The sequence below is a fragment of the Mycobacterium sp. RTGN4 genome, assembly GCF_033804635.1.
Classification (GTDB): domain Bacteria; phylum Actinomycetota; class Actinomycetes; order Mycobacteriales; family Mycobacteriaceae; genus Mycobacterium.
In genome coordinates this window covers 605,093-624,671 of sequence record NZ_JAPZLB010000001.1, presented here as the reverse complement: position 1 = coordinate 624,671, position 19,579 = coordinate 605,093, and the positions used below count along the sequence as shown (strand labels likewise).

22 protein-coding genes are annotated in these 19,579 nt (G+C 65.0%); 4 read left to right on the top strand and 18 right to left on the bottom strand.

Annotation, left to right across the window (positions count from 1 at the left end; all coding sequences use genetic code 11):
• Positions 1-2: 2 nt before the first annotated feature.
• The gene (locus SLQ30_RS03040) at positions 3-419 is read right to left on the bottom strand and encodes a DUF5313 domain-containing protein (protein ID WP_319445343.1); all 417 of its coding nucleotides are present in this window, start codon (positions 417-419) and stop codon (positions 3-5) included.
• The gene (locus SLQ30_RS03035; protein WP_319445595.1) at positions 419-868 is read right to left on the bottom strand and encodes a limonene-1,2-epoxide hydrolase family protein; all 450 of its coding nucleotides are present in this window, start codon (positions 866-868) and stop codon (positions 419-421) included. Before SLQ30_RS03035 ends, SLQ30_RS03040 begins: the two co-directional genes overlap by 1 nt.
• A gap of 48 nt (positions 869-916) precedes the next feature.
• On the opposite strand from SLQ30_RS03035, the gene SLQ30_RS03030 reads away from it, so the two are divergent.
• Together SLQ30_RS03030 and SLQ30_RS03025 are read left to right on the top strand one after the other, a co-directional pair.
• On the top strand, positions 917-2,089 hold the full coding sequence (locus SLQ30_RS03030) for a nucleotide disphospho-sugar-binding domain-containing protein (RefSeq protein WP_319445342.1): 1,173 nt from the start codon (positions 917-919) through the stop codon (positions 2,087-2,089).
• A gap of 9 nt (positions 2,090-2,098) precedes the next feature.
• Positions 2,099-2,293 carry a DUF3046 domain-containing protein gene (locus SLQ30_RS03025; protein WP_319445341.1) on the top strand — a complete coding sequence of 65 codons (195 nt, stop codon included), beginning with the start codon at positions 2,099-2,101 and terminating at the stop codon, positions 2,291-2,293.
• Positions 2,294-2,298: 5 nt separating this feature from the next.
• Here the strand turns inward: SLQ30_RS03025 and SLQ30_RS03020 are convergent, their stop codons facing one another.
• The 16 genes from SLQ30_RS03020 to SLQ30_RS02950 all read right to left on the bottom strand — a co-directional run bounded on the left by SLQ30_RS03020 (position 2,299) and on the right by SLQ30_RS02950 (position 16,577).
• The gene (locus SLQ30_RS03020) at positions 2,299-3,042 is read right to left on the bottom strand and encodes a DUF6390 family protein (RefSeq protein ID WP_319445340.1); all 744 of its coding nucleotides are present in this window, start codon (positions 3,040-3,042) and stop codon (positions 2,299-2,301) included.
• Between the two features lies 1 nt (position 3,043).
• A complete protein-coding gene (gene hypE / locus SLQ30_RS03015) occupies positions 3,044-4,126 on the bottom strand; it encodes a hydrogenase expression/formation protein HypE (RefSeq protein WP_319445339.1) in 1,083 nt (360 codons plus the stop codon).
• Positions 4,119-5,219: a hydrogenase formation protein HypD gene (gene hypD, locus SLQ30_RS03010; protein WP_319445338.1), complete on the bottom strand. Its 1,101-nt coding sequence runs from the start codon at positions 5,217-5,219 to the stop codon at positions 4,119-4,121. Before hypD ends, hypE begins: the two co-directional genes overlap by 8 nt.
• Entirely contained in the window at positions 5,216-5,533 is a 318-nt protein-coding gene (locus tag SLQ30_RS03005; protein ID WP_319445337.1) for a HypC/HybG/HupF family hydrogenase formation chaperone, read from the bottom strand. Before SLQ30_RS03005 ends, hypD begins: the two co-directional genes overlap by 4 nt.
• Positions 5,534-5,546: 13 nt before the next feature.
• Positions 5,547-7,889: a carbamoyltransferase HypF gene (gene hypF / locus SLQ30_RS03000; RefSeq protein WP_319445336.1), complete on the bottom strand. Its 2,343-nt coding sequence runs from the start codon at positions 7,887-7,889 to the stop codon at positions 5,547-5,549.
• Entirely contained in the window at positions 7,886-8,137 is a 252-nt protein-coding gene (locus tag SLQ30_RS02995) for a HypC/HybG/HupF family hydrogenase formation chaperone (RefSeq protein WP_319445335.1), read from the bottom strand. The genes hypF and SLQ30_RS02995 overlap by 4 nt, the downstream gene beginning before the upstream one ends.
• A gap of 5 nt (positions 8,138-8,142) precedes the next feature.
• Positions 8,143-8,652, bottom strand: a complete 510-nt coding sequence (locus SLQ30_RS02990) for a hydrogenase maturation protease (RefSeq protein ID WP_319445334.1) — start codon at positions 8,650-8,652, stop codon at positions 8,143-8,145.
• A gap of 19 nt (positions 8,653-8,671) precedes the next feature.
• Positions 8,672-8,791, bottom strand: coding sequence for a DUF6893 family small protein (locus SLQ30_RS33070; RefSeq protein ID WP_413467901.1), 120 nt, complete (start codon positions 8,789-8,791; stop codon positions 8,672-8,674).
• A complete protein-coding gene (locus tag SLQ30_RS02985; RefSeq protein WP_319445333.1) occupies positions 8,791-10,179 on the bottom strand; it encodes a hypothetical protein in 1,389 nt (462 codons plus the stop codon). The genes SLQ30_RS33070 and SLQ30_RS02985 overlap by 1 nt, the downstream gene beginning before the upstream one ends.
• The gene (locus SLQ30_RS02980; protein ID WP_319445332.1) at positions 10,176-10,844 is read right to left on the bottom strand and encodes a DUF6084 family protein; all 669 of its coding nucleotides are present in this window, start codon (positions 10,842-10,844) and stop codon (positions 10,176-10,178) included. The genes SLQ30_RS02985 and SLQ30_RS02980 overlap by 4 nt, the downstream gene beginning before the upstream one ends.
• 10 nt (positions 10,845-10,854) lie before the next feature.
• Complete coding sequence (locus tag SLQ30_RS02975) at positions 10,855-11,511, bottom strand: DUF5947 family protein (RefSeq protein WP_319445331.1); 657 nt, start codon at positions 11,509-11,511, stop codon at positions 10,855-10,857.
• Positions 11,511-12,458: a NifU family protein gene (locus SLQ30_RS02970; protein ID WP_319445330.1), complete on the bottom strand. Its 948-nt coding sequence runs from the start codon at positions 12,456-12,458 to the stop codon at positions 11,511-11,513. The genes SLQ30_RS02975 and SLQ30_RS02970 overlap by 1 nt, the downstream gene beginning before the upstream one ends.
• Positions 12,459-12,461: 3 nt before the next feature.
• Positions 12,462-14,261 (bottom strand): nickel-dependent hydrogenase large subunit, encoded by a 1,800-nt coding sequence (locus tag SLQ30_RS02965; RefSeq protein WP_319445329.1) that lies wholly within the window; start codon positions 14,259-14,261, stop codon positions 12,462-12,464.
• Positions 14,262-14,289: 28 nt separating this feature from the next.
• The gene (locus SLQ30_RS02960) at positions 14,290-15,345 is read right to left on the bottom strand and encodes a hydrogenase expression protein HypE (RefSeq protein ID WP_319445328.1); all 1,056 of its coding nucleotides are present in this window, start codon (positions 15,343-15,345) and stop codon (positions 14,290-14,292) included.
• Positions 15,346-15,481: 136 nt separating this feature from the next.
• Positions 15,482-16,246 carry a hydrogenase nickel incorporation protein HypB gene (gene hypB / locus SLQ30_RS02955; RefSeq protein ID WP_319445327.1) on the bottom strand — a complete coding sequence of 255 codons (765 nt, stop codon included), beginning with the start codon at positions 16,244-16,246 and terminating at the stop codon, positions 15,482-15,484.
• Position 16,247: 1 nt separating this feature from the next.
• Entirely contained in the window at positions 16,248-16,577 is a 330-nt protein-coding gene (locus SLQ30_RS02950) for a hydrogenase maturation nickel metallochaperone HypA (protein ID WP_319445326.1), read from the bottom strand.
• A 367-nt stretch (positions 16,578-16,944) separates the two neighbouring features.
• Between SLQ30_RS02950 and recA the strand changes: the two genes are divergently transcribed.
• Together recA and recX are read left to right on the top strand one after the other, a co-directional pair.
• Entirely contained in the window at positions 16,945-19,089 is a 2,145-nt protein-coding gene (gene recA, locus SLQ30_RS02945) for an intein-containing recombinase RecA (RefSeq protein WP_319445325.1), read from the top strand.
• Positions 19,055-19,579, top strand: coding sequence for a recombination regulator RecX (gene recX / locus SLQ30_RS02940; RefSeq protein ID WP_319445324.1), 525 nt, complete (start codon positions 19,055-19,057; stop codon positions 19,577-19,579). Before recA ends, recX begins: the two co-directional genes overlap by 35 nt.

The window sequence follows — 19,579 nt, the reverse complement described above, 5'->3', positions numbered from 1 at the left end:
GCTCAGACGTCCTGGCTGCTTGGCGGTCCGGATCGCGGTCCGTACTTCTTGATGTAGGCCTCGTGCTTTGGCGCGTCGCGTTGGCGGGCGATGAAGTCGACGAGGGCTGGGTCCAGCCCGTGCTTGCGCAGCATGTGCCGCCGCCACACCTTGTTCAATGCGTGGGAGAAATACACGAACGGGATCAGGATCGGCACCGTCATGGACAGGTGCACGACGAGCGTCGTCGGAATGAACCAGAACGGCGCCAGGATCAGTATCGCGGGAATGACCATGCGGACCATCAACCGGATCGTGGCGCCGCGCCCGGCCAGGTCGTCGGCCACCCACTGGTTCATCGACGCGGGCAGTCGTCGTCCGTAGCAGTAGGTGACGTACTCGAACGCGTTCGGTCGGGTTCGGGTGGTGGGCGCGCTCATCACAACTTCGGGCGCAGTGCGGGCACGACCGCCCCCACGATTCCGCGGACGATGGCCTTGGTGCAGTCGAACAGGTCGAAGTAGTCCCGCCACAGGGTGATTCGGCCGTCGCGTACCTCGAACACGCCGCACACCCAGAACTGCACGCGGAGTGGTCCGAAGACCATGACGTCGGTGCGCTCGTTGAGCACGGTGCTGCCTTCGGCCACGTTGCGGTGGAACTTCACCTCGAATCCCATCCGGCCCTCCATCCCGCGGAGCATCTTCCGAACGCGAGCGCCGCCGCGGATGGTCGGGAATCCGACGTTCTGGTAGACGAGGTCGTCGGCGAGGAGGCGGTCGATCGCGTCGAAGTCCTGGCCTTGCAGCGCGTTGAGGAAGTCCTCCACGATTCGCGCATTGTCGACGGAGGAGTCAGTGCTAATCGTCTGCTCGGTCATGTCCGCCAGCCTAGCGCTCCGTCTTGGGCCCGATCAGGGCTGTGGCAGGGTAGGGCGATGCGCGTCGCGGTGGTCGCCGGGCCGGATCCTGGACACGCATTCCCGGCACTCGCGCTGTGCCTGAAGCTGCAGTCCGCAGGCGACGTGGTGACGCTGTTGACCGGCGTCGAGTGGCTGGAAACCGCCCGCGACGCGGGAGTGGCGGCGGTCGAACTAGCGGGCCTGGACGCCACGGAGGCCGACGACGACGCCGACGACGGAGCGAAGCTCCACCAGCGCGCCGCGCGGATGGCGGTGCTGAACCTCTCGCAGATGGGGCAACTGGCCCCTGAGCTCGTGGTCTCCGACGTGATCACGGTGTGCGGTGGCCTCACAGCCGAACTACTGGGAGTGCCGTGGGTCGAGCTCAATCCGCACCCCCTCTATCTGCCATCGAAGGGACTTCCACCGCTGGGTAGCGGGCTCGCGCCGGGTGTCGGCGTGCGGGGGCGACTGCGCGACGCGGTGATGCGCGCGCTGACGGCCCGGTCGGTGCGCCTTGGCGAACGCGAGCGCGCTGCCGCCCGCGTCGAGATCGGACTGCCCGCGGCCGATCCCGGCCCCGTTCGCCGGCTGATCGCGACGCTGCCCGCGCTCGAGGTGCCCCGTCCCGACTGGCCCGCCGAGGCCGTCGTGGTGGGACCGCTGCACTTCGAGCCGACGTCGGCGGTATTGGACATTCCGCCCGGCGACGGACCCGTGGTGGTGGTGGCGCCGTCCACGGCGACGACGGGGACGCAGGGCTTGGCCGAACTGGCCCTGGACGTGCTGCGACCCGGCTCGACGCTGGCGGTGGGCGCGCGCGTGGTGGTGTCGCGGCTGCGTGGACCCGACGTCACCGTCCCGCCGTGGGCGACGGTCGGGCTGGGCAGGCAGGACGACCTGCTGGCGCGGGCCGACCTGGCGATCTGTGGAAGTGGTCACGGCATCGTTGCGAAGGCGCTGCTGGCGGGCGTCCCAATGGTGGTGGTGCCCGGCGGGGGAGATCAATGGGAGATCGCGAATCGTGTTGTGCGACAAGGTAGTGCGGTGCTCGTCCGGCCTCTGGCCGCAGCCGCGTTGGCGGACGCGGCGGGCGAAGTGCTTGCGTCGCCTGGGTACCGCGCCGCCGCCCGACGGGCGGGCGCCAGTGTCGCCGACGTCGCCGATCCGGTACGGGTGTGCCATGAAGCTTTGGAAGCGTCCGCGTAAATTGGTCCCGTGCGGCTGACCGAATTCCACGTACTCGTCGAAGACCGGTTCGGCGCGGTGCGAGGTGGCTCCATGCTCGTCGACCACGTCTTGAGCGGTTTTGGCGGCCGCACCGCTGCACAGGCCATTGAGGACGGCATCGACCCTCGCGAGGTGTGGCGGGCGCTGTGCGCCGACTTCGACGTGCCCCGCAACGAGTGGTGAAGCGTTCAGAGTCGACTTCTGACGGCGTTGACGATGTCCAAACTCGCCTGGGTGGCCGCGGCGCACGCGTCGCCTTCGCCGTCCTCGAGGAGCCCGCACACCCAGCCCCAATGGGCCGACACCGTCTGGCCAGGAACTGGCGCCGGGGCCAGCGACGTGCCGTCCTTGCGCCAGCGCACCCGCTCGGGGATGGGCGCGCCGAGTCCGAGCGCGCCGCCCACGAACACCAGCGGCCGTGAATCGATCACCGCATGGTCGCCCTCTACCGACTGAACCGTGCCCCAGCGGATGCGGCAGTCCTGCATGACCTGGACCGGCTTGGTGGGGTTGCGATCAAGGAAGCGGATCCATGGGTACACGACGAACACGTGAAAACTGTGATGCGCCAACGCCTGCCCGGGTTCCAATGCATCGAGCAGCCCCGTCACCTGGCCGGCAAAGGACGTTCGTAGCCTACTGAGCAACGCGACGGGGTCGACGGCCTGCAGCAGTGGTCCGCCGATCCAGTAGTTGCGCACCACCTCGGCGGTCAGGGGATCCGGAAGCCCTACCGCGTCGGCGATCGCGTCCAGGTACGGCCAGGCCCCGTCGAACTCCTTTGCACGAGCGACCAGTTCGAGCGAGTCTCCGCCACGCAACAACGCTTCGGTGTCCGCGGGTCCGCAATAGCCGAGTTCGTTGGGCGGAAACGCGTATCGGGCGAACTCCTGGTAGCCGGGGGGGAGATGCCGCTCGGTAGGCGACCCCACGTCAGCAGATCCGGGGGAGTTGTTCCCCGATCGGCAGATCCACCACCCGGGTGCCGCCGAGCGCCGTCCGGGCAACCACCATGCCCGGATGCTCGGAAACGCAGTGGCCGATCGCCGCAGCGCGAATCCCCAACGGATGTCCATGCATTGCGGCGAGCACCCGATCCGCGTCATCCGGTGGCACGAACGCAAGCAGCTTGCCCTCGTTCGCGACCTGTAGGGGGTCGAGTCCGAGCAGCCCGCACGCGTCGCGTACCTCGGCGGGGATGGGGAACGTGCGCTCGTCGAGCGCGACTCCGACCCCCGCAGCCCGTGCGATCTCGTTCAGGGTGGCAGCCACTCCGCCGCGAGTGGGGTCACGCAGCACGTGGACGTCGGCACCCGTGTCGATCATGGCCGCCACTAAACTGTGCAACGGTGCGGTGTCGCTGGCGACGGCGGTCGAGAACTCAAGCCCCTCCCGGCAACTCATCACCGCAACGCCGTGCACGCCGATGTCGCCGCTGACGATGACCACGTCACCCGCCGCTGCGCGCTCCGGACGGATGTCGGCGCGTTCGTCGACGATGCCGATCCCGGCGGTGTTGATGAACACGCCGTCGCCGTGGCCCGCGTCCACCACCTTGGTGTCGCCGGTCACCAGCTTTACTCCGGCTGCCAGCGCAGCCGTGCCGAGTGTCTGTGCCACATAGGCGATCTCGCTGAGTTCGGTGCCCTCTTCGAGGATGAACGCTGTCGACAACACCATGGGGCGGGCACCCGCCATGGCGAGGTCGTTCACGGTCCCGTTGACAGCGAGGTCGCCGATCGTGCCGCCGGGAAACACCAACGGTTTCACCACGAACGAATCTGTGGAAAACGCCAATCGAACGCCGTTGACCTCGACGACGGCAGCGTCGCCCATGCCCGCGTCGGCGGCAGGTCCGAAGGCGGGCAGAAATAGATGCTCGATGAGTTCGCCGGACATTGCCCCACCGCCGCCGTGTCCCATCACGATGTTCGGGGCATCCCGCAGCGGCATGGGGCAGACCCACGCTTCCATATCGATGGTCGCCTTGGACTGTTCAGCGGAAGTATCAGGCATGGGTCACCTCGAGCCGCCGATACAGGTAGTAGGCGGCGCACGCCCCCTCCGATGAAACCATCGTCGCGCCCAACGGGTTTCGCGGCGTGCACTCCTTCCCGAAGGCTGCGCACTCATGCGGCTTGATCAAGCCCTGAAGCACTTCCCCCGAGCGGCAGATATCCGACTCGGCGGTGTGGATTCCGGTAACCGAGAAGCGGTGCTCCGCATCGTATTCGCGGTAGGCGGCAGACAATCGCCACCCACTTTGCGGGATCGTGCCGATGCCGCGCCAAGCGCGGTCCGTGACCTCGAAGACGTCTTCGAGCATTGCCCTGGCGGGCAGGTTGCCGCCAGCCTGGACTGCCCGCTGGTAGGCATTCTCGAGCTCGTGGCGACCGGACTCCAGCTGAATTACGGTCCGCCGGATACCCTCCAGAATGTCGAGCGGCTCGAATCCGGTGACGACGATCGGGATTCGGTATTTCTCCGTCAGCGCCGGGTACTCGTCGGTCCCCATGACGCAGCACACGTGGCCTGCGGCGAGGAAGGCCTGCACTCGACAGGTCGGCGATTCCATGATCGCGGCGATCGCAGGCGGCACCAGGACGTGGGAGACCAGCAATGAGAAGTTCTTCACGCCAAGTCGTTTGGCCTGATATACGGTCATCGCGTTGGCCGGTGCCGTGGTCTCGAATCCGATTCCGAAGAACACCACCTGCCGGTCCGGGTTGTCTCGTGCGATCGTGAGCGCGTCGAGCGGCGAGTACACCACCCGGATATCGCCACCCTCGCTCTTGATCCGGAACAGATCCTTCTGGCTGCCGGGCACGCGCAACATGTCACCGAAGGAACAGAAGATCACGTCGGGCCGCGCGGCGATTTCCAGCGCCTTGTCGATCATCTCCAGGGGAGTGACGCACACCGGGCAGCCTGGCCCATGGATCATCTCGATCTCATCTGGCAACAGCTGGTCTATGCCATGACGAATGATCGAATGCGTCTGCCCACCACAGACTTCCATGATCGACCAACGTCGCGTCGTGGCTGCTTTGATCTGATCGACGAGGTGGCCCGCGAGTTCGGGATTGCTGAATTCATCCAGATACTTCATGACTTCACCTCGGTTGTCGGATTGCTTCTCGGTGCGGCCAGCCCGGCCTGTTTCGCGGCGCGCGCGAAGCCGTCACCGAACTCCTCGTCGAGCACGCCGAGGTGCTCGAACTCCGCCAGTGTGCGTTTCGCCGATTCCTCGTCGAGGCGTTGAATCGCAAAGCCCACGTGCACGACGACGTACTCTCCGACGCTCGCGTCGGGGATGTACTCCAAACAGACTTCCTTTTGAATGCCGCCGAAGTCGACCAGCGACATCAGGGTGCCGTCTCTGTCGGCGAGACTCAGAATCCTTCCAGGAACTGCCAGACACATCAGCGTCCTCCTCTCATAGCGCGTTCGCCACCAACAGTTGACCGAGCGCGAGCCCGCCATCGTTGGGCGGCACCCGGCGGTGGGTGATCACGTCGAAGCCCCTGGCGCGCAGCCCGTTTACGGCTAGCCGAAGCAGGGCGGCATTCTGGAACACCCCGCCGGACAGTGCGACCGGCTGCGATCCGGGGTCGCACGTGGTGGCGAGGTCGACGATCAGGTCTGCGACCGCTCGGTGGAACCGCGCGCCGATTACCCCCGGGGGCACGTCGGCGCGCACATCTTTGATCACCGCCGACAGCAGGGGAGCAGCATCGATCACCGTCGCGGCTCCACCGGAGTCGACCGTGAAGTCGTATCGCGTCGACCCGCCGTCGACGCCACGGGTGAGGCCCTCGAATTCGATCGCCGCCTGAGCTTCATACGCGACTACCTGACGCACACCCGCCAGTGCCGAGACGGCGTCGAAGAGCCTGCCCATGCTGGATGTGGGGGCGCATCCGAGCCCGGTCTCGAGTTGATGGTGTAGCACGCGGCGCTCGTCGGTTGGACACGCTCGCACTGGCGGAAGGTCGGTGTCCCAGGGTATTCCGGCCGCCCACAGGTGGGCTAGCGACATCCGGTATGGACGAAGCACGCTAGCATCGCCACCGGCCAGCGGGACGTATTTGAGGTGCGCCAGTCTGCGGTACTCCTTGTAGTTCGCGAGCATCACTTCGCCACCCCAGACGGCGCCGTCGGGACCGTACCCGGTGCCGTCGAAGGCAAACCCGAGGACTTGGACAGTGCCGTCGAACCCATGCTCGGCCATCACCGCCGCGATGTGTGCGTGGTGGTGCTGGACGTGGCGGACGGGCTTGTTACCGCAGTTGCGGCTCGCCCACGCAGTCGAGCGATATCCCGGGTGGGCGTCGGCGACGAAGGCTTCCGGCTCGACACCGGTCAGCGCTCGCAGGTGTTGTTGGGCGGCGTCGAAGGCCGAGAGCGTGGCGAGATCGTCCATATCGCCAATGTGTTGGCTGAGCCAGGCGTACCTGCCCTCGGCGACCGCCAGGGTGTTCTTGAGATCGGCTCCGACTGCCAGGGTCGGCGTAACCGCCACCGGCAGGGACACCGGCAGCGGGGCGTAGCCGCGGGAGCGGCGGATCGGGAGTTCCCGGAATTCGTCCGGATACTCGGCTTCGCCGATGGTGTCTTGTTTTTCGGCTCCGGCGAGGCTGACCATCCGTACCACCGAGTCATCGCACGGCACCAGGATGTCGCGGTCGTGCATGAGCCAGCCGTCGGCCAATTCGGAAAGCCGTTCTACGGCGTCGTCGTTCGTGAAGCAGATCGGTTCGCCACCAAGGTTTCCCGATGTCATCACCAGCACGTGGGGACCCGGCTCGTCGCCGGCAAGTCCGAATAGCAGCGTGTGCACTGGGCTGTAGGCCAGTAGGACGCCGACGTCGGGATTGTGTGGCGCGACGGCGTCGACGACCGGTGCGTTCGGCAGCCGGGCCATCAGCGCGATCGGTCGCTGAGGGCTGGTCAGTACCCGCGCGGATGCCTGGTCAACGTCGGTGATTGTGCGTGCCGTCGCAAGGTCGGCCACCATCACCGCGAAAGGCTTGTCGCCGCGCCGCTTTCGGCGACGCAGCTCGCGCACCGCGGCGTCATTGCTGGCATCGCAGGCGAGGTGGTAGCCCCCGATTCCCTTGACGGCGAGGATCCCGCCGTCCCTCAGCAGCGTCCTGGCGCTAGCCAGTCCGCGCTCGTCTCTCTCGGTTCGGCCCTCGAGGTTGCGGTAGGTCAGCGTTGGTCCGCAGTTGGGACAACACACGGGTTGAGCGTGAAACCGGCGGTTCCCGGGGTCGGCGTACTCCCGCGCACAGTCGGCGCACATCGCGAAACCTGCCATCGTGGTGGTAGCGCGGTCGTAAGGCAGCGACTTGATGATGGTGAACCGTGGCCCGCAGTTCGTGCAGTTGACGAACGCGTGCCGGTACCGCCTGTCGGCCGGGTCGCGCTGTTCGGCCGCGCAATCCGAGCACATCGCGACGTCCGCGGAGGCAAGAGTTCGGCCACGGCCTGAGCGCGACGTGTCTGCTATCTCGAATCCGGTGCCGCCGACGGGCGGTATTTCGCTGCTCTCGATGGATTCGATGACCGCCAGTGGGGGAGCGTGCCCCCGCAGTCGGGCTTGGAAGTCGGCGATGGCGCTCCCGTCGCCCTCTATCTCGATGATCGCGCCCGAGCTGTCGTTGCGCACCGTGCCGGACAACCCCAGTGCGGCCGCGGTGGTGTAGACGAATGGTCGGAAACCAACGCCCTGTACGACGCCGCGCACGCATATGCGGAGCCGCCTGCGGAGGGTCATGGGGAGAAGTCCTCGTCGCCACTGCCCATCAGCCTCAGGCCGGCCATGGCCTTGTCGGCGCCTGCCCTGTCGGTCTTTTCGACCACGAAGCCCATGTGGATGATCACCCAGTCGCCCGCGTTGAACGTCTCCTCGGGCAGCATGCCGATGTTGACCTTGCGGTGTTCACCCGCGACGTCGACGAGGGCCAACTGGTCGCCGTAGCCGTCCAGCATCCCGATGACCTGACCCGGTATCCCCAGACACATGGCGTTCAGCCCTCCCTGGCCGGTGCAGCATGCCGCGTGCCGAACCGCGTGAGCACGTCCTCCATCGCGACGACGGCGCCGGGCACGGCCGCGGCCACCGGATCGGACAGGCCCATGCCCTCGTCGATGTTCGCGACCTCGCAGCCGACGACGATGGTCCGCGGAGCCGTCCCGCCCAACGCGGTCAGGGTCCCGAACACTGCCGCCGGATCCATGCTGTGCGCTTCGAGTCCAGCAGTGGGCGCCAGGGTTTCGTGATCGGCCTCGAAGACGTGCAGCGTGCCTGGTGCGCCCCGATCGGGCAGGGCGTCGACGAGCATGAGTCCGTCCCAGTGCTCCAGCAGGTCATACGCGAGATGCATGCCCCGGATGCCGTAGTCGACGACCTTGACGTCGATGCCATCGAAGTGACGCGTGTCAAGGCGGGGGCTGGCGCGACGGATGGCCTCGGGTCCGAAGCCGTCGTCCCCGAGGAAGATGTTGCCGATACCGGCGACCAGGATGCGGGCTGTCATCGGGTTGGTGGACTGCTGTTTACATGTTCCGCATCTTCATGTATCGCCGTATGTCCGGGACGGAACGCAACCCGACCACCACTCCGCCGACGACGACCACGGCGACGACACCTGCTGCGACCCAACCAACTACATCCATCATGAACTCCTATCTGGGCTGACTACTCTTGGTTCGAGTGGCTCGACTTCTTCCGGCGCGAAGTAGAGATATCGGCCGTACGAGTCGGGCATTTCGACGTCTGGATCGTCCTCGACGATGACGCCGACGTACTGTTGGCCGTCGACGTCTTCGTGTACGGAGGTGACGCGCGCGGTCCTACCGGCGAAGAAGATGTCCTGCGCGTCAGCGCGGCGGCACGGCCGCAGCCGCACTCGACTCCCCGCGGACACTCTCACGCCGTTCACCAGCACTGCATCAACATCTGGACGTACGGCGTTGTCGGCCAGCGGATCCCACCAGTCGACGCCGTCGGGGATCTCGGGGATCAGGCCTGCCGACCTCATCTGGTCGTCCAACTCCTCGAATCCGGGCGCTACCGAGGGATTTCCGGCGTGCGGGTTGCGCAGGATGCCATGCAACTGCTGCATGGCCTCGGGCGACATCGCATCGCACCGGTCGATCAGTTGGGCCGCCAACGGGTCGGTCGCCCGGGCCTGCGCCTTCTCCTCGTCGGTCATCGTCATCACGCGGAGCGTGAGGATCTCGTCGATCTCGGTTGAGTCGAAGAGTGCACCCTCGCTCTGCTCCGCGACTTCGGGATGGTCGTAGAGGATGATCGGCGAGATCAACAGCAAGTCACGTTCGCCAGGACGCCCGGCGAGCACCGGGAAACACCTGTGCTGGATGCAACGGGACACCGGCCCCGTTGCAGATTCGGGCGGTTCGAGCAGTGAAACAAATTGTCCACCAATGACTTCACCGATGATGTGAGTGCCGATCAACGACGTGGCGATGGCAGCGTCCTTGTCGGCCGGGGCCGCCCCTGTGTTGCGGACCGACACGCTGATCCGGTGCAGGCCATCGTCGGGTGCGACCGCGATGCTGAGTTCCCCCTGAATCGCCGCCCTGGTGCGGATGAGCCGGCCGCCGTCGACCCCTTCGGTGTGCTCGCATTTGGTGACCGCAATCTCCAGAGTGCGCGGCCGCTCGAGGTCGGTAAGCACAAACGGTCCGAACGACAGCTCGCACTCGACGGCCTCGTCCCAGGTAACCCAGGACTGCAGTCCGCTGGTCAGTTCGTCGACCGGCTCGAACCGGCCGTCGCCGAAGTCGCGCTCGGCTCGGCGGTGTTGCAGGTGCAGGAAGCGCACGACGAGCGTCAGCTCGCCGTGCCCGTCGATCAGAAACTGCGCTGACAGCGCGTCGTCCTCGCCGAGGCCAAGCTCGGATGCGCCGGGTGGTCCCACTACTCCGAACTGCCAACGGGATTGGTTCTTACTGGAGGTCGCCCGGTACGGGTACAGCAGGTACCCCTCGTAGAGCACGGCGTCCGCGATGGCCCGTGCGCGATCCCAGGTGGCCTTCACAGGGCCCGCTCCACCTGTGGTTCCGGCATGGAGAGCTGGGGCGCCTCCGCCAGAAGCGTGGTGATGGCGTCTTCGAAGTCGAGCATGCCGCGCGCAGACTTGTAGGTGGCCAGCGCGGAGACGGTGTCGTGCCCGAGCCGCACCCAACCGGCGTTCGGATAGTGCATCCGAACCAACTCGGTCCACACTGTCACCGGCAGATCGTGTTGGGCTTCGCATTCCCAGGAGACCTGGTGCACCGAGAAGCCACGCTCACCCTGGACGAAAACCGTTCCACTGAACAGGAACAACAGTGGGATGGCACCGCCGCGCAAGGCGTGCAGATACTTGGACGCAGCCACCTCGAAGTCGTAGGTGCACTCCAGCGGGAGTGCCACCTCGGTGACGCCGGTGAAGCCCTGCACCATCGCGGTGCTGTGCTGCCATAGGAAAGTGCGTTGCGTGTTCACCCACCGGTGCCGTGGGCCGAACAGGTCGACCAGTCCCTCGGCTTCCTCATCGGAATAGGGCCGCCGCAGCGGCTCGATCCGGAGCTGGCAGCGCAGCGCGATGGCCTGGATCGGCTCGTCGTCGCTGGAGGCGATACCAATCCGCGCAATGAGTCTGGGAGTAACCGAGTACTGCTCCGCGGTTACGTCCGAGATGGTGAACGTCAGGTCGCTCATGCCGCTCCGTTCATGTGGCGGCCACCTTGCTCCGCGCTTTGACCCGGTCGAAGAACTCATCGACGAACGCGCGCACCTCGTAGCCACCGTCGAAGCCCCGCCACAACATTCGGAGTCTGCCCACGAACTCGTAGCAGGCGTCGATGGGCACCAGGTAGCACTCTGCGGCGGCGTTGAGTTCGGGATCCGCGTGGTCGCGATCCGGCACACGTACGAGCAGCGCCTCGACGTCATCGGCGAGCATGCCTATCCGGGTGTCGGCGCCGCTGATGGTGCTCCAGGCGTCGAGGTCCAATTCGGATTCGGTGGCGCCGGCCGGACCAGGGTAGAAGGCGACGGTCTTGTCCATTTCAGAGTTGTGGAAGAAGAACGCCAACCCGACGGGTATCTGCAGCGCTTCCCACGCGCGACGATCGAGGGTGAAGTCCGAGAACGTCAGGTAGCGATCGGGCACTGCCCGATACCGCAGCTTCGCGTGTGAGTCGGAGAACAACAGGTAGCAGCCGCGGCACGTGCACATCAGTTGCCGCGCCGCGACATTGACGACATGCTGATGTTCGTCGGCGATCTGTTCGGCGCACATCTCGCAGCGCTCGCCTACCGGCTGGACGGCCCGCTTGTTGGCGCGGATCCGGGCCAGCACGTCATACGCTCCTGAGCCTGCCATCACATCACCCCGGTCGGCTCCGCCAGCACCGCGACGGACAGCACCCCGTCGCGAAGCAGCAGCGGGATCGGGTCGAGATGTGCTGGCTGCTCGCCAGTTTCGTCCATGCCTGCGCCGGCGTGCACGGCGTCGAAGTGGGCGTGGCAGCGTGGGCAGCGCAGCACGGCCTCGCCGATAGGTGCGCCCATCGGGCGGTGCAATAGCGCGCCCGCCATCGAGTCGTTGCACCGTCCGCATCGATCGTGATAGACGAACAGGTCGTCGCCGACCCGACACGCCAGGATCGGAACCCCCGCGACCAGGAATCCGCCGACGTCGCCGGGGCCAAGGTCCCCAATGTCGGGAACGGGGTACCAGGCGGCGGAGGCGGTGTCCTTGGCGCGGATGCGGCTCATCAGGGCATCTGCCGAGATCAGCGCCGAGGACGACGAATCCTGTTCTGCAGCTACCACTTCGATCGTGGTGATCTCCGGTGCGGCGGCACGTACGGCGTCCTCGACGGCGAACTCGAGCGTGACCGCCGACGACGGGCAGCTCTTGCAGCTGCCCGCGAACTGCAGGCGGACCACATCGTCTGCCACCTCGAGCAGTGTGACGTCACCACCATGCGAACCCAGGTACGGCCGCACGCTGTTGAGCGCATCCTCGATCCGGCGCTCCACCCCGTGCGGGTGCAGGCCGTGCACCAGCATGAGGCTGGCGACGAGTTCATCGGCGGCGAATTGGCCCACCAATTCGGGAGCCAACTGGGCGGCGATGGACACCATCCGCTCGAGCGCCGCGCCGTACAGGTCCGTCAGCTCACCGGCCAATTGCTCGGTGCGCTCGCGCACCACCGTGCCACTACCCGCGCTAGCGTCCAGCAGGAGCTGGATGCGATCGCCTGCAGTACGCCATCGCAGGTCGTCGTCGAGTGCCTCGGATCTGTGTTGTCCAGTCGAGGCCATGTATTACTCGCCGGTGACGGATTGGGTTGGGGAGTGCAGCTTCTCGAGTGTCTTGCCCTCGCCGAGGTACATGTGAACCCCGCATGGCAGGCACGGGTCGAAGCTTCGGACCGTCCGCATGATGTCGATGCCCTTGAAGTTCTCCCGGTCGTTCTCCTCGAAGATCGGTTGACCCTGTACGGCGTCCTCGTACGGACCCGGGGTTCCGTAGCTGTCCCGCGGGTTGGCATTCCACGGGGTGGGCGGATACGGGTGGTAGTTGGCGATCTTGCCGTCCCGAATCACCATGTGGTGGCTGAGCACACCGCGTACAGCTTCGGTGAATCCGCAGCCGATGGCCTCGTCAGGCACGGTGAACTTCTCCCACGTCTTGGTGCGGCCCGCCCGGATCTCAATCAGCGCCTGCTCTGCGAAGTGCAGCGCACACGCCGCAGCGTAGGCCTGGAAGTAGGTGCGGGCCCGGTTGCGTTCGATGGTGTTGCTGCCGTGCTCCGGGATCTTCCATTCGAAGGAGACAGGCCCCTTGAGCGCTGTCTTGGGCAGGTGGATCTGCACGCTGTGCCCGGTGGACACCACGTACCCACCCGCGTTGACGAGGCCAGCCAGCGCCGTACTCCACAGTCGCGCCAGCGGACCGCCACCGGTGTCCAGCGCCAGATGGTCCTTTCCGTCGAACCAGCGCGGCGACATGACCCAGCTGTACTTGTCGTCCATGTCGCGCTTCTGCGGCTTGGGGTTGGTGTGTTGGTTCCACGGATGACGTCGGTCGACCGGGTTGCCCAACGGATCATTCTTGACGAACATCTCCTGGTCGGTCCAGTCGTCGTAGTAGCTGCTGCCCAACAGAATTCGGATGCCGAGGTTGATGTCCACCAGCGAATGGGTGACGAGCTTGCCGTCGACCACCACGCCGGGTGTGACGAACATCTTGTTACCCCACAGTTCCATGTCCTTGTAGGAGAAGTTGCAGTACTCGGGATCCTGGAACGACCCCCAGCAACCCAGCAGTGTCCGTCGCAATCCGACCTTCTCGTACCCGGGCAAGGCCTCGTAAAAGAAGTCGAAGAGATCGTCGTGCATCGGGACGACCTTCTTCATGAACTCGACATAGCGCATCAGTCGGGTGATGTAGTCGGTCATCAGCTGAATGGTGGCGACAGTGCCGACCCCGCCCGGGTACAGCGTCGAGGGATGTACGTGCCTGCCCTCCATGAGGCAGAACATCTCTCGCGTCCAGCGGCTGACGACCAGCGCCTCCCGGTAGAACTCACCCGTGAAAGGGTTCAGCGCGCGCATGATGTCGGCGATGGTGCGATAGCCGTGCGCATCAGAGTTCGTGGCAAGGGAGTTCTCGGCCTTGGCGAGCACGCTCGGGTTGGTCTCGGAGACCATCTTCTCGCAGTAATCGACCCCGACCAGGTTCTCCTGAAAGATGTTGTGGTCGAACATGTATTCCGCGGCCTCGCCGAGGTTGACGATCCACTCGCCGAGGTTCGGCGGCTTGACCCCGTAGGCCATGTTCTGCGTGTAGCAGGAGCACGTGGCGTGGTTGTCGCCGCAGATCCCGCAGATGCGGCTCGTGATGAAGTGCGCGTCGCGTGGATCCTTGCCCTTCATGAAGATCGAGTAGCCGCGGAAGATCGACGACGTGCTGTGGCACTCCACGACTTCGCGATTCTCGAAGTCGATCTTGGTGTAGATGCCGAGGCTGCCGACGATCCGGGTGATCGGATCCCACGACATGTCAACGAGCGTGCTCGGGTCCTTCTTGGTGTGTTGAGGTCCGGGAATGGTGGTTGTCATTGAGTCTTGCCTCCTGTGCGAAGTGCGCCTACCAGGTGCGCTTCGCTCCTGTCGTCAGTTCCCGGCCTGAATGCCGCCACTTCGGTTCCTTGTCGAGCGTGCGTCCGGTGATGTGGCGCAGATTGCGAATCACCGATCCGTACAGGCCTGAGGCGGATGTCGAGATCTTGCCGCCCGGTGGCTCGTCCATGAAAGGCATGAACTTGTCCGGGAAGCCAGGCATCGTGCATCCGATGCAGATGCCACCGACGTTCGGGCAACCGCCGACGCCGTTGATCCAGCCTCGCTTCGGCACGTTGCACTTGACGACAGGACCCCAGCACCCAAGCTTCACAATGCATTTCGGCGACCCGTACTCGGTCGCGAAATCACCTTGCTCGTAGTAGCCGGCCCGGTCGCATCCTTCGTGCACGGTGTGGCCGAACAGCCATTGCGGTCGCAGCGCTTCATCGAGCGGAATCATCGGCGCCTGACCGGTGGCCATGTACAGCAGGTAGGTCAAGGTCTCCGATAAGTTGTCGCCCTGGATGGGACAGCCGGGCACGCACACGATCGGTATGCCCGCCTTGCTCTTCCAGTCCCAGCCGAGGTAGTCCGGCACGCCCATAGCGCCCGTCGGATTGCCCGCCATCGCATGGATGCCGCCGTACGTCGCGCACGTGCCGACGGCGACGATCGCGGTGGCCTTCGGTGCCAGCCGATCCAGCCACTCACTGGTGGTGATCGGCTGGTTGGTCGCGGGGTCGTTGCCGAATCCGCACCAGTACCCCTCCTCGTGCAGGTTCTCGTTGGGGATCGACCCCTCGACGACCAACACGAACGGTTCCAATTCGCCGCGGTCGGCTTTGAAGAACCATTCGAGGAAGTCATCTGCGCCGCCCGCCGGTCCGCACTCGAAGTCGATCAACGGCCAGTGCACCGCGACTTGAGGCAAGCCGGGCAGCGCTCCGAGCGCGATCTCCTCGATGCTTGGTTGGGTGGCGCCTGTCAATGCCACGGAATCGCCGTCACAACTCAGGCCGGCGTTGATCCACAGAACGTGGATCAGGGTTTCTTCCGCTTTTTTGGCAGCTTCAGTAAGCATGCTGCAGCTTCCCGGGACCGGGCTGGGATCCCTACGGCGCAGGAGTCGCCCTTCGGCCCACTTGCGCGTCGCTGGTTCTCGGTTTACTCGCGCAAAAGTGTGTTGTCAATCACATCTAGGCAACCCTCAGCTGCACTTAACCTGCGTGCGCGTCAATCCACTGATACCAGTTCTCCATTCCATCTCCCTTGGTAGCCGAAACGGCTATCACCCTGACCTCTGGATTGACCGAACGGGCATGTTGCGCACAGAGTTCGACATCGAAGTCGACGTACGGCAGTAGATCCATCTTGTTGATCAGCACCAGGCCCGCTGCGGCGAACATGTGTGGATATTTCAACGGTTTGTCGGTCCCTTCGGTCACCGAGATGACAACTACCTTGCTGTGCTCGCCGAGATCGAAGAGCGCAGGGCAGACCAGATTTCCCACGTTCTCGATGAACAGCAAAGAGTCGTCGTCGGGCTCGAGGGTGTGCAGCGCACGTTCGATCATCTCGGCGTCCAGGTGGCATCCTGCGCCTGTGTTGACCTGAACCGCCCGTGCCCCCGCGGCGGTGATCCGGTCGGCGTCGAGCAGCGTCTCCTGATCGCCCTCGATCACCGAAACCCGGCGCTGCGCGCTAAGTCGGCGGATGGTGTGCTCGAGCAGGGTGGTCTTTCCCGCGCCTGGTGAGCTGGTGACGTTGAACGCGAGAATTCTGCGATCTGCTAGCCAGTGCCGGTTCTGTTCGGCCAGCATGTCGTTCTTCGCGAGCACCTTCTGTTCCAGGGCGATGGTCTCGGTGCGTGGTTTCTCGTGACTGTGCGGATGGTCGTGATCGTGGGAGTGGCCGTGCGGGTGTGCATGGCCGGCCAGTGTGATGACCGCACCGTCGTCGCCACAGCCGCAGGTAGTACACATATCAGCTCACTTCCATCGAAAGGATCGTCAAGTCCCTGCCGGTTAACACCTCGACGTCGGCACTGCCGCAGGGGCACAACAGGATTGGGTCGGTCAACTCGAAGTGCGCATCACAGCTGCGGCACCGGGCCGCGCCGGGACGAACGTCGATGTCCAGCCGTGCCCCATCGGCAACGGTGCCCTCTACTGCCATCTCGAAGCAGAACGACATCGCGTCGGGGACGACGGCGCACAAGGCGCCAACCTCGACCCTCACGCTGTGCACACGGCGACCGGCGGCATGCTCGCACACCGCTTCGACGACACTCTGCGTCAACGCCATCTCGTGCATGCTGCCCCGCTTTGGGCTGGATCACCCCACCATAGGTCCGGATTCGGCGAGGCGTCCAGCGTTCGGGCCTCGCCGACGCGGCGACGAATCCGGCAGCCGCGGAACGCCTCGGCGCAGGCGCGCAGGTCGTCGTCGCTGGTGGAGAAGAAGCCGTGCGTCATGACGATGCACGACACGTCGTGGTCCGGGGCGACACGCGGCGTGTCAAGCTTGAATCGAACAGGTGTTCGTCTACTGTGGGTGATGTTCGACGGCGAAACGCTGGTCAGGCCCACTTGTCGGTGGGAGCCCCTAGCGTCACGGCCAATTGATCGAACACCGATCAACCGAACAGCTGGACATCACGACAGGGATGGAGACCCACACCATGGCACAAGCCCCAGATCGCGAGAAGGCCCTCGAACTTGCCCTCGCCCAGATCGAAAAGAGTCACGGCAAGGGTTCGGTGATGCGGCTCGGCGACGAGGTGCGTCAGCCGATCTCCGTCATCCCGACCGGTTCCATTGCCCTTGACGTGGCACTGGGCATCGGCGGCCTGCCGCGCGGCCGCGTCGTCGAGATCTACGGCCCGGAGTCCTCGGGTAAGACCACCGTCGCGCTGCATGCGGTCGCCAATGCGCAGGCCGCAGGAGGCATCGCGGCCTTCATCGACGCCGAGCACGCGCTGGATCCCGACTACGCCAAGAAGCTGGGTGTGGACACCGATTCGCTGTTGGTCTCTCAGCCGGACACCGGTGAGCAGGCCCTCGAGATCGCCGACATGTTGATCCGGTCCGGCGCGCTGGACATCCTCGTGATCGACTCGGTCGCCGCGCTGGTACCGCGGGCTGAGATCGAGGGCGAGATGGGTGACAGTCACGTCGGTCTGCAGGCCCGGCTGATGAGCCAGGCGCTACGCAAGATCACTGGCGCGCTGAGCAACTCGAATACCACTGCGATCTTCATCAACCAGCTTCGCGAAAAAATCGGAGTGATGTTCGGCTGCTTCAACTACAGCACCAGGGTTCAGCTGGCCGACGGTTCGATGGAAAAGATCGGCAAGATAGTCAACAACAAGATGGACGTCGAGGTGCTGTCTTACGACCCGGTTAGTGACCAGATCGTGCCGCGCAAGGTAGTGAACTGGTTCAACAACGGGCCGGCCGAGCAGTTCCTGCAATTCACGGTCGAGAAGTCTGGCGGCAATGGGAAGTCCCAGTTCGCCGCCACGCCCAACCACCTCATTCGCACGCCTTCGGGGTGGACGGAAGCGGGTGACCTCATTGCCGGTGATCGTGTCCTCGCGGCTGAGCCGCACCTCCTCAGTGATCAGCAGTTCCAGGTCGTGCTCGGATCGCTCATGGGAGACGGAAACCTCTCGCCCAACCGGCGGGACCGCAACGGGGTTAGGTTCCGACTGGGGCACGGGGCCAAACAGGTCGACTATCTGGAGTGGAAGACCGAACTGCTGGGCAACATCAAGCACTCGACGCATGAAAACGCCAAGGGTGCAAGGTTCGTCGACTTCACCCCGTTGCCAGAACTGGCTGAATTGCAGCGTGCGATGTATCTAGGCGACGGCAAGAAGTTCCTGTCGGAGGAGTACCTCAAGGCGCTCACCCCATTGGCGCTAGCCGTTTGGTACATGGACGATGGTTCGTTCACCGTCCGTTCCAAAGGAGTGCAGCAGCGGACTGCCGGCGGCAGTGGTCGCATCGAGATCTGCGTTGAGGCGATGAGCGACGGATCTCGGGTGCGTCTGCGTGACTACTTGCGTGACACCCACGGTCTGGATGTTCGACTGCGCTCGGCAGGAGCGGCAGGCAAGGAGGTGCTGGTGTTCTCCACCGCCGCCACCGCGAAGTTCCAGGAACTGGTTGCGCCATACATGGCTCCGTCGATGGAATACAAGCTGCTGCAGCGGTTCCGTGGTCAGGGATCGGTGACGCCGCAGTTCGTCGAGCCCGCTCAACACTTGGTGCCAGCGCGAGTTCTGGACGTGCACGTCAAGCCGCATACGCGTTCGATGAATCGCTTCGACATCGAAGTGGAAGGCAATCATAATTACTTCGTCGACGGTGTCATGGTGCACAATTCACCCGAAACGACAACGGGCGGAAAGGCTTTGAAGTTCTACGCCTCCATTCGCCTGGACGTGCGGCGCATCGAGACGCTCAAGGACGGCACCGATGCGGTCGGCAACCGTACCCGCTGCAAGGTCGTCAAGAACAAGATGGCACCGCCGTTCAAGCAGGCCGAATTCGACATCCTCTACGGCCGGGGCATCTCCAAGGAGGGCTCGCTCATCGACATGGGTGTCGAGCACGGCTTCGTCCGCAAGTCCGGCTCCTGGTTCACCTACGAGGGTGAGCAGTTGGGTCAGGGCAAGGAGAACGCCCGCAACTTCCTGATCGAGAACCCCGAGACGGCCGACGAGATCGAGAAGAAGATCAAGGAGAAGCTCGGCATCGGTGCCGTGTTGACCGACGACGTCAGCAATGTCGAACCCCTGCCCGCCCCAGTCGACTTCTGAGTCGCAGGAGGAGCAGGCGCGGGCACTGTGCCTGCGCCTGCTCACCGCACGGGCACGCACGAGGGCGGAGCTAGCCGGCCAGCTGGTCAAGCGCGGATATCCCGACGGCGTCGCCGATCGGGTGCTCGACCGGCTAGCCGACGTCGGCTTGGTCGACGACCAGGACTTCGCCGAACAGTGGGTGCGCTCACGCCACGCCAACGCCGGAAAGGGCAAGCGCGCCTTGGCTTCCGAATTGCGAACCAAGGGCCTTGACGACGAAGTGATCGCCGACGCGCTGGCCGACATCGACGCAGGTGCCGAGCGCACCAGGGCCGAGCAGCTCGTCGCCGACAAGCTACGCCGCGAGCGGCTAGCCGACGACACCGACGACACCAAGGTTGCCCGGCGGCTGGTCGCCATGCTGGCCCGCCGCGGCTACGGCCAGTCGATGGCGTTCGACGTGGTCAAGGTGGCGTTGGCCGGCGAGCGGGAACGCAGGCGGGTGTAG